Source organism: Actinokineospora auranticolor, assembly GCF_002934265.1.
Classification (GTDB): Bacteria; Actinomycetota; Actinomycetes; order Mycobacteriales; family Pseudonocardiaceae; genus Actinokineospora; species Actinokineospora auranticolor.
Map to the genome: position 1 here is coordinate 1 of NZ_PTIX01000061.1, position 1,032 is coordinate 1,032.

At 72.7% G+C, this 1,032-nt stretch carries 1 protein-coding gene; it reads right to left on the reverse strand.

Annotated features, from left to right (window positions below):
* The coding region (locus CLV40_RS36950) for an Acg family FMN-binding oxidoreductase (RefSeq protein WP_104483688.1) at positions 1–1,004 on the reverse strand (1,004 nt) is incomplete at its 3' end.
* Positions 1,005–1,032 lie beyond the last annotated feature (28 nt).

Here is a 1,032-nt window from a genome sequence, read left to right on the forward strand (position 1 = left end):
CGCTGTTGCGGTGCCATGCCGGGGAGGTAGGCGAACACGTCCGAGAGTGGTCTGCGCGGGGTGGGTGGCAGTGGGTGGGCCGAGGTCGGGGCGTAGCCGATGCGGATGACGAGTTGCGGGTGGCCGGCGCCGTCGAGGAAGCGGTCGCGGATCTCGGCGCGGTAGCGGGGTGTCTCCAGTGGCTGCGACATCGGGCAGGTGGCCAGACCCAGGTCGGTGGCGGTGAGCAGGACGGCGCTGGCTGCCTGGCCGGCGCGCAGTCGTGCCCTGGCGTCGTCGTCGGTTGTGCCGAGGATGAGCAGGACCGAACCGTCGTCCTCGTTGTCGCCGGTGGGCGAGAGTGCCAGGGTGCCCGCGGGGAACGCCCGCATCGGTATGCCGTCGACGTCGGTTGTGCGGACGGGGATCGATCTGGCGGGCACACCCTCCACGGCACTCGACCCGCGGCCTGCCCAGGTGGCCAATTCGGCGGTGTAGCCGGGATCGGCCTCCTGCCCGCGGGCGGCTGCCGTGGCGGCGTGCGCGAACCGGTACCGCTGGACGGTGTCGGCGAGCGGCACGGCCAGCGCCCCGAGCGCGGCTGCCCGTTCGACCAGCAGGTCCAGGTGGGCGGTGGGGACCGGCCATGACGAGTACCGGCGGCGGTCCGTGCGCCGCCTGGTGACCGCCGCGACCAAGGCGATGTCGTCGGTGTCGGGCTCGTGCGGGTGGGTTGTCACGGCGGCGAGGTGTTCGGGTTCGGCGGGGTTGGGCAGCAGGGTGGGTACCGCGCGTAGGCCGAGGGCGGCGAACGCGACTGTGAGGTGGTGTAGTGCGGTGCCGCAGCTGATGAGCAGGTCGCGGCCGTCGGGGTCGGTGTTGGGTGCTCGTCGGGTCCAGTCGGCCATCAGGTGGACCGATCGGTCGCCTGCCAGCCAGTGCCAGGGTTGGGTGTTGTGCACCGACGGCGCGCGGCAGGCGAGGGCGATCGCGTCCCGCACGGTGTCGTGATCGGTCCGCGGCATGACCGGTCCTCCTCTCCTCGGTGGTACG